Raw genomic sequence first — 8,884 nt, 5'->3', positions numbered from 1 at the left:
TGGGCTGCTCCTGTGTCGCTGGCTGCTGACAACAGCCATGCTACCTCACCGCTGGGTGGGAGCCGTCCACAACATCAAAAGCGGTCGTTAGCCCTGGTCGCATTAAGGCATCTGCCCAGCTTCTGACAAGCACAGCAGCTTCATTGTTAAGCTTATCCTTTGACGCCATAAGTGATTAGATTGCTCTTCTTCATCTTGAATAGAGTGAACGAGGCGCAACATAGCGCTTCATGCGGCTGACTTGTCGATTGATCTCTGCTTCAATGCTTGACCATGCGGCAAACTACGAGCCCCGGCGCTAAGCGTCGTTACTGGAGGCGGTCATGGCACGCTGGTGGCGACATGGTCTTGTTGCGATAGCAGGCACTGCCGCTGCCCTTCCCCTTCAGGTTCAACTTGACCTCGGCCACGGGCTCAGCCTCGCCCTCATGAATGGATCAGCTTTCGCCCAGCTGGGTGACGGGTCCGGGAACAATGGTGGGGGCCTCGGAGGAGGTGGCGCCAGCGGCGGCGCCAACGGTGGTGTCGGAGGTGCGGGCGTCGGCGCCAGCGGCAGTGGTATCGGCGGAGGCGTCGGCGGCAGCGTCGGAGGCGGTATCAGCGGTGGTGTTGGGGGTGGTGCCAGCGGCGGCGTTGGAGGCAGTAGCGGCGGTGTCGGAGGTGGCGCCAGCGTTGGAGGTGGCGGCGTCAGCGGAGGTGTCGGAGGCGTCGGAGCTGGGGCTAGCGGTGGTGTTGGAGGTGGCGCCAACGGCGGAGGCAGTGTCGGAGGTGGTGTTGGGGGCAGCGTCAGCAGCGGCGTCGAAGGTGGCGTCGGAGTTGGGGCCAGCGGCGGTGCGGGCGCTAGCGTCGGAGGCGGCAGCGTCGGTGGCGTGGGAGGCAGTGTTGGAGGTGGCGCCAGTGGTGGCGTCGGCGGCGTCGGCGTCGGAGGTGGCGCGAGCGTCGGCGGCGGCGGTGTCAGCAGGGGAGATGGTATCGGCGGCGGTGTTAGAGGCACGAGTGGAGGCACTGGCGGACGGAGCCGCGCAGCTGGCAGCCGCGCCACAGGCGGCAACACAAGTAAGGCTTCCAAGGCAGGAAATGCCAATAGCCAGCGCAGCACCGGAGCGGCAAAAGCGAGCACCAGCAAAACCACAGCACGCCAAAGCACGTCCGCCCAACCTAAACGCCAAGCGCCCCGCCCAGCCAAAGCAGCCCCTCAGGCACCTGCGACATCAAAAGCTCCGATCGAGGCGAAGACGGCTGCCGTGGCCGTCGATCCTCGTCCCAAACCGCGGCAGGCCCCTAACTTCATCCTGGCGTCAGGCTTGTCTCGCGAGGCTCTGACCAGGCTCACCGCTCAAGGCTTTCACATCGAGACCCAGACCCAGGGCAGCATTGCCCCACAGATTGTCCGGCTTCGCGTTCCACAAGGCACCTCGCTGACCCAAGCCCGGCAAAGGGTCCGTCTGCTCGATGCGCGGGCCTCAACCGATTTCGATCACTTCTACTATCTGGATGAGGGCGCAGTTGCTTGCGTCCACGCCGAGTGCCAGGCCGCCTCGCTCGTCAACTGGTCGTCATCGCACGTAGCTCAATGCGGTCCTACCCCCCTCATCGGCCTGATCGACACTGGGATTAACCTTAAGCACGAAGCCCTGAAGGAACAGGCGATCGAGGTTATGCCGCGCCCTACAAACCATGCGGATGCCTCTTTACAGGATCACGGCACTGGGGTGGCTGCCCTTCTCGTAGGCCGGCCAGACAGCCAGACACCTGGGTTGCTGCCGCAAGCGAAGATAGTCGCGGTGGATGCATTCTATCGCGACGGTGGCACGGCTGATCGCACGGATGTGACATCCCTGGTGGACGCCATTGAGGCTCTGGCCAAGCGCGGGGTGCGGGTGATGAACATGAGCCTGTCAGGTCCGGCAAACGCGATGCTCCAGCAAGCGATCGAGGCGGCACAGGCTAAGGGCATCGTGATCATTGCAGCGGCGGGCCACAATGGTGCCGGCGGCGAGCCGTCTTATCCGGGCGCCTATCTAGGGGTCGTCGCCGTCACCGCGGTGGATCAGGAGCTGAAAGTGTACCGGCGCGCTACGCAGGGAGCGTTCGTTGATCTTTCTGCGCCTGGGGTGAATGTCTGGACAGCCTCGGCCCAGGGCAGCGGCGCCCTGAGGACAGGGACGTCCTATGCGGTTCCTTTTGTGTCCGCCGCTGCTGGCCTACTGCTTGCATCAAACCCGGAGTTGGAGACCAAAGTGGTACAATCCCGCTTGGAAGAGCATACCCGCGACCTGGGCAAGCCCGGGTGGGACCCGACGTTCGGGTTCGGCCTGATCCAAATGGCAGGTTTGTGCGCACCGCCTACGGGAACGCCACCGATCGCCGCAGCCAGAAAACGGTCCAGCGCTCTGCCTTTCAAGGCGCAGACTTCAGACATGCCCTGACACCTGTGAAGGTCTGCACCGAGTCAGGCAGTGAAATTCCCCGACCTTGAGGAACGTCTGTTCCCGCGAGGTTTGCTGCCCTTAGGCTCAGGTCTCAGGTGGGCCATTCTCGGACCTTCGCCGAGGCGACATTATTCTGCACGATAGCGGTCCTGGTGCAGTTCCGCCCTTCGCCTTTGTCAGTGTTACGATGCGCGGTCGGCCCGCCGCAGGATCGAAATTCGGTCATCTCCCAGCAAGGACTCAGCAATTCCAGCGCTGAATGTATGTAGCAGATTGCCCCCTCTTCGACACGCCTAGAGCATCGGACGAGAAGTCGGATCCGGTGAGTTCTGCATCTTAGCAAACCTGGAGCCATCGCGACGCCGTCAAGGGTGCGTCCACTTAACAGTCCGATGCTCTAGTCGGCGGATGGGTAGCCCTAAACCGGTCTATGAGGCGAGAGCCGAGGTCTGACCCGGAACCCGGGGGGATCAGCAGGAACTCCTCGCCGCCCATGGGGCCAAGCACATCCTGCATCCGTACCATGTCGCAGCAGGCATGCGCAAAATGACCTTTTGGCGCAACGCGGTTCAGTTGGTGGAATTAAGTTGAATGTGACGCTCTAAACCAGCGCCGGAAGCGTACCTGAAAAGCCCAAGTCAGAGGCAGGTTTCGGCCGGCCGAGAAGGTAACCTTGTGCTTCAGTGCATCCAGCGGCCCGGATTTGGGCAAGTTGTTCCTCTGTTTCCACCCCTTCGGCGGTAATCGACATACCAAGACCTCTGCCAAGCCCGACAATGGAGCGGATAATCACCATGCAGTCTGGTCGTATGAATAGCTCCCGCACGAAGGATTGGTCGATCTTAATCTTGTCGAACGGGAAGCTGCGTAGATAGCTCAGTGACGAATAGCCTGTACCGAAGTCGTCAAGAGCAATGCGAACCCCGAGATCACGAAGTTCGTGCAATGCCGTCACCGTTGTCTCATTCTCCTCAAGCAGTGCTGACTCCGTTAATTCCAACTCCAGCCGGCTCGGATCGAGACCAGTTCGCATCAGCGCTTTACGGACGCAAGGTAGAAGGGTGCGGTTCCGAAACTGGACCGGTGAGACGTTAACGGCCACCTTCATGTTTTCCGGCCATGTGACTGCAGTCCGACAAGCTTCGTTGATGACCCACTCGCTAAGAGAGGCGATCAAACCAATATCTTCAGCAATTGGAATAAACTCGGCCGGAGAGACACTACCACGTACGGGATGTCTCCAGCGCAACAGGGCCTCGAAGCCCGTGACCTCGTTCGCTTGTAAACTGACCTGTGGCTGGAAGGCTAAGTAGAGCTCATTATTCACCATCGCCTTTCTTAGATCGACTTCAAGTGCTCGACGCGCCTGGAGTTCGATATCCATTTCAGGCTCGAAGAAACGGAAGGTACCACGCCCATCTGCTTTGGCACGGTACAAGGCCATATCGGCTTGCTTGAGAAGCTGCTCCGGAGACGAGGTTCCCAGCTCCGTGGATGCAATGCCAATGCTCGTTCCGATGATGATTTCATGCCCATCGATATCGTAGACGGATCCTATCTCCTTCACGATGCGGGATGCCAGAATTGTGCATTCCTGAACTATGTTGATAGGTCCTATGAGAATGGCAAACTCATCGCCACCGAGCCGGGCAATGACGCTATTGTCCCGGACGCACGCCTGAATTCGTGCGGCAACAGTTTTCAGAAGCCGATCACCAGTCTCATGCCCTAACGTATCATTCACGTTTTTGAAGAGATCAAGGTCAAGGTAGAGAACTGCGAGGGTTGATCCGTCATTGGGGGCGTTCTCCAGCGATTGCTCCAATCGCTCTTGGAATAGGACGCGGTTTGCAAGGCCGGTGAGTGGATCATGATGAGCCAAGTGGGTGAGGTCTGCTGCGAGGTTACCCACTCTGCGATAGGTTCGCTCGAGGAGGATGTTGTGCCTTGCAAGTAGCCCTATGAGGGAAAGCCCGAAAAGTATTAGGAAGCCGACAACGCTAGAGAAGATCCAGTGAAGCTGGGTGAGTTCCTGCTGGTCGTCGGAAGTGAGCGCCGTCCCATGTCTGAATGTAACTGCTGCGAACTGCGTAAGGCTGCTTTGGAGAGGGTGAAGGCTTTGCAATGCCGCTAGAGCGTCATCGGGGTTGTTGAGATTCTCGACTAGAGGAGCGGCATCGTTTGTAGCGCCAGCAAGTTTGCTAATAGTTCTTTCGAAGCTAGGCTCTCTCTCGATGAGAACGCGGAAGCTTCCTTTGGCTAGACTATTGATTGTGCCAGCAAAGATGTCAAAGCGGGTCTGGACCTCTTCCTTGTCTCCATCGCTGTTCTCATCCTTGAACATTCTAAGAGACTGATCGAGTTTCATAAACTCGCTGAGTGCTTGCTGCGCCTGCCAAGTCGGATTGTAGCGAGAAATGCGCCTTAACGCATCCTGACGCTCGGCAATCACTACTGTGAAATATATCGCTGCAAGCAGAAAGCCGCTAACAACCACAGCAAGCAAAAGTTTGAGTATGCGAAATGACAAACGCCTTCCTCTAGATGTTCACTATGTCTCGCAAACACGAGAGTATGAGTGGCCGCAATATATATGACATATGAAGTTTAATTGCTGATTATTATTGACTTCACGCAGCTTTGACGCCTGAAAGGAAATGCTCGACTTCCTGCCCCAAACTGGCGGAATGGCGGGACAACTCCTGGGCCGACGAGAGAACCTGGGCGGCAGCCGCCCCCGTTTCGCCCGCCCCTTGGCGAACCGCGCTGATGTTGCCGGTGACGAACTCCGTGCCACGCGCGGCTTCCTGCACATTGCGGGCGATCTCGGAGGTAGCGGCCCCCTGCTCCTCCATGGCAGCGGCAATCGCCACCGAGATCTGGGACATCTCACCAATTGTGCTGGCGATCGCCTGAATAGCCTGCACGGCGTCCGTCGTGGCCTGCTGCACGCTGGCGATCTGGTTCGAGATCTCATCGGTTGCGCGGGAGGTCTGACTCGCCAGTTCCTTGACCTCGGTGGCCACTACCGCAAAGCCCTTGCCGGCCTCACCGGCGCGTGCCGCTTCGATAGTAGCATTCAATGCCAGCAGGTTGGTCTGGGAGGCGATGGTGCTGATGAGCTGCACCACATGGCCGATCTTCTCGGCCGAGGCGGCCAGCATCTGCACAGTCTGGTCGGTGCGCCGAGCATCACCCACCGCGCGCCCGGCGATCTGCGAGGAAGTGTGAACCTGAGAGGCGATCTCCCGGATCGAGATCGACAACTCTTCGGTGGCGGCCGCCACCGTCTGCACGTTGGCCGAGGTCTGTTGGGCGGTTGATGCGACACCCACCGACTGCTGAGTGGTTCTGTCCGCCACAATGGTCATGGACTGGGCAGTCTCCTCGAGCCCGTTCGCCGCCACCGAGAGGCGCTGAACCAGCACTCCGACTTTCGCCTCAAAGCTCTGGGCAAGCTCCGCCATCATGCGGCGCTTGTCGGCCTCGCTCTGCACGCGAGTGCGTTCTTGCGCGGTTTGCAGGTGCTCCATTTCCTGAGCGTTGTCACGGAAAACCTCGACGGCCCTGGCCATTTCGCCAAGCTCATCACGACGTTTTGCGCCGATCACGTCCACGCTGGTGTTACCGTTGGCCAGAGCTCTCATGGTTTTGGTCATCTCGCTGACAGGCCGTAGGACCCGACGAAGCAAGTAGAGGCAAAGACCCATTGTCATCAGAATAGAGAGCACAGCTGCGGCCGTGTTCATCCAACGGGTCACGGTCGCCAGGCTGCCAGCCTCCTGCTCGACGAGCTCCGATGCCTCTGCAATCCGGCCACTGATGGTCTCCATCGCGTCTTCGAGGGCATCGAACTTCTGCACGAAATCTGGAAGACCCTGCTCAGCCTCCCTCGTGCTCTCAAAGGCCATCTCAACCAGGCTGGAGGCGGATTTCGCATAAGCTGTCAGGGGGGCCTCGACATCAGCGAGAGCGCTGCGGATCTCGTCACTGAGAGCGAGCCCCTTGTTCTCGTCTATGTCTCGTCGAAGCTGGGCCAAGTGGTCGTTCAGGTCCTCCTGGATGTGCGGACGCAGCGTTGGCTCAACCCGTGCCGAATGGAGTGCACGATAGACGTCGCCCCGCAAGGCGTCGTGCATCATGTCGGCGCTGCCTTGGTTGCGGGTCGCATGCGCCAGAATGAGGTTTTGCGAGATGCTGCTCGTGAGAGCAGCATTGCTCCACACCGAGCTTATGCCCGCTCCAAGCCCGACGGCGAGCATGAGGCCAGTAATAATTACAAACTTCGCCCGTAACGACCGCATGACTTCCCCCACTTCCTCAGGAAATCATGTTCGGATTGTTGTTAAAAAAGTCCTACGTCACAGGTACACTCAAGTAATTTATTTGCATTAACATGGCATTGTACTGGATCCGACGCAGGGCACATCGCCTGCTCAAGGTTGGCTCATCAAAGTCAATGGGGCGCCGGATTGCTGCCTCCCTCACAAGGTGCAAGGTCCGGATCGGGTCAAACTTTCACAATCCGGCCGCTCGACGAACGTCAGCTCTGACCAGCCAAAGCTGACCAAGCTCTTCGGCCCGAGGAGTGCCATAAGCAATCGTTCGCTGCGTCGGTAGGTGTACATTTTAAGCCCGATGAACCCGAACAAGCAGGAGACCCGATGCGCAGCTCCCTGATCATGGGGTCCCATCATTCGCGCTCGGCGCCAGGATGTTCGTCACGGCTGGAACACCATTCGCCACTTCGGCTCACCCGGTAGGAAGGGGCTGCTTGACCTCTCACCCAATCCTCGTGTCCGACCATCTAATAGGGCGAGAGAGGATGACCGGTCTGGCTGGTCGGCATATGGAAAATGCCTGTCTTCTCGTGTCCCGGTGCCACCACAAACCGCTCTGATGCTCCCGTTGTCGGGCTCGCGACCCGTGGTTGGTAGAGGTCACCTGGTTGCGGCTCATTCGACGGGTTCAGAAGGAACGACAGCCCGTGCACTACTCTTGCCAGGGGGTGCCTGATCTCCGCCCGGTTGGCTGCACCCCACGTGAAGGCGTCGAGCCTGCCTTCTGCCTGTGAGGCCACCGACGACAAAGTCTTTGCAATCCCGGCGTTCACGACTGCATCCCAGTCCTGATACCCAGATGGAACAAGGTGGGCTGGTCGCTCGGTCAGCAGGCGCCATACCGGCTCATCGGCCTGCTTGCTCGTAATCGGACGAGGGCGCTGACCGTTGGCTGGTGCGGGCTCCCCCGCTCGCATGGGGGCTGTGAAAGCATCATAGATTGAATCAATCAGCTCGGCTCGAAACGTCCTGACAAGGCGGTAGCCAATCGAGTCCGGGACGGCCCGCCCTCCCCAGTTCTCCACTTCTGGGATCAGAGATGCGTACTGCGGATGTCCAGCACCGGCCCGCAGGAGCTGAAGCAGAAAGCTCTGCCAGCGCTCCAACAACACCCCACGATCATCCAGTTGGATCGCTAGCATATCCCGCTCATCAAACCTCTCCTTGGCCAACAACTGGTCCCGGATCTGGCGGGCGCAGGATCCGTGGGCATAGGCGCCGAAGCCAAGCCTTCCCAGCCCTTCGCCACAGATGACCCGGCTGTTTGCGGTCAATATGCGCTGGTTCTCAGGGTTGTAGACGACCGGCACGTCTTGGGGCGCCAGATAGCCGTTCCAGCCTTTGCTGCCATCAGCCCAGGACACCGGCAGTCGTCCATCAAACCTAAAGCGCTGCGGTAGGGCCGTGGTGACCGTCCAGCCAATATTGCCCTGTGCGTCTCCGACGACGAGGTTCTGATGTGGAATGCCGAGCCTATGGGCGATCTCCAGAGCCTCGTGCGCGGTTCCGGCACGCTCGAGTTCCAGCATACCGCGCAGGTTCACTGCAATGGGATCGTGGGCGACCCAGCGGTACGCAAGTTTCCGCCCTTGGCGATCAGTGCCGATCATAGGCCCCCAGAGGCTCTCTTCAATCGCCAGCAGCTCGCATGCTGCACCTTTGGCGCAGATTCTCTCCTTCACGCCGTTGAGCAGTCGAGGGCCAGCGGGAGTGCGATACAGGGATGGGTCTTCCTCAGCAGGTTCGAGGATCACCACGTCACTGGTATCGACATAGCTGTTGGTGAAGCCCCATGCGATCTTGCCGTTACTGCCGGCCACGATGTTTGGTGCCCCTGGAAGGGTTACACCGGTGACGTCCAGTCTGGAGCCAGTATCCTCAGCATTCAGCACGAGCCGTGCCCGGTACCAGATGTTAGGAACCCGCAGACGGAGATGCATATCGTTGGCGACAATGGCAGCCCCGGAGCTGCTGAGAGCACCTTCCACGACCCAGTTATTGCTGCTCAGACTTGCGGTCTCAACGCCTCTGTCACCTGCTAGTGGTTTCCGCCTGACAGAAGAGTCCGATTGAGGATTCCCTTTGAGCCGTGTACATGCAAGGCTGGGGCAT

4 protein-coding genes are annotated in these 8,884 nt (G+C 59.4%); 1 reads left to right on the top strand and 3 read right to left on the bottom strand.

Translation table 11 applies throughout. The annotated features are described in order from the left end of the window. Positions 1-323 precede the first annotated feature (323 nt). Positions 324-2,429, top strand: a complete 2,106-nt coding sequence (locus AC0QTX_RS26780; RefSeq protein ID WP_474606837.1) for a S8 family serine peptidase — start codon at positions 324-326, stop codon at positions 2,427-2,429. A 604-nt stretch (positions 2,430-3,033) separates the two neighbouring features. Here the strand turns inward: AC0QTX_RS26780 and AC0QTX_RS26775 are convergent. The 3 genes from AC0QTX_RS26775 to AC0QTX_RS26765 all read right to left on the bottom strand — a co-directional run. Continuing rightward, complete coding sequence (locus tag AC0QTX_RS26775; RefSeq protein WP_474606836.1) at positions 3,034-4,962, bottom strand: putative bifunctional diguanylate cyclase/phosphodiesterase; 1,929 nt, start codon at positions 4,960-4,962, stop codon at positions 3,034-3,036. Positions 4,963-5,062: 100 nt separating this feature from the next. Beyond that, complete coding sequence (locus tag AC0QTX_RS26770) at positions 5,063-6,736, bottom strand: methyl-accepting chemotaxis protein (RefSeq protein WP_474606835.1); 1,674 nt, start codon at positions 6,734-6,736, stop codon at positions 5,063-5,065. A 503-nt stretch (positions 6,737-7,239) separates the two neighbouring features. Further along, a partial coding sequence (locus AC0QTX_RS26765; protein ID WP_474606834.1) for a penicillin acylase family protein occupies positions 7,240-8,884 on the bottom strand: 1,645 nt, incomplete at its 5' end.

The sequence above is a fragment of the Microvirga sp. jy35 genome (genome assembly GCF_056148915.1).
This window is presented reverse-complemented; position numbering and strand designations above follow the sequence as displayed.

Excerpts from the sequence above, each read along its gene's own strand:
- AC0QTX_RS26780 (WP_474606837.1), top strand. The coding sequence starts at position 324 with ATGGCACGCTGGTGGCGACATGGTCTTGTTGCGATAGCAGGCACTGCC.
- AC0QTX_RS26770 (WP_474606835.1), bottom strand. The coding sequence starts at position 6,736 with ATGCGGTCGTTACGGGCGAAGTTTGTAATTATTACTGGCCTCATGCTC.